Below are 230 nucleotides of genomic sequence, written 5' to 3' on the forward strand. Positions count from 1 at the left end.
CTCGGCGTCCAGACCGAGTTCGCGGGTCACCTCGATCAGGAAGGGCTCGCCCTTGCGGTCCAGTACCTCGTCACGGTCGAGGACCGCCTCGTCGTACGGCCAGGACCGGCCCTGCTCCGCGGCCTCCTCGGCGGCCTGCGCCGCGTCGAAGGCGTGCTTGTGCTTCTCCACCGGGCAGTGCCGCAGCCGCAGCTCCAGACGGACGCCGGAGCGGGTGCGCAGCGCGCGGA

Annotated in this window: 1 pseudogene; it reads right to left on the reverse strand. The window is 73.0% G+C overall.

Features of this window, described 5'->3' with window-relative positions:
- A pseudogene (locus KVT44_RS57480) lies at window positions 1-230 on the reverse strand (DsbA family protein); the annotation flags it as partial.

It is taken from the genome of Streptomyces sp. GbtcB7 (assembly GCF_019091445.1).
Classification (GTDB): Bacteria; Actinomycetota; Actinomycetes; order Streptomycetales; family Streptomycetaceae; genus Streptomyces; species Streptomyces mirabilis.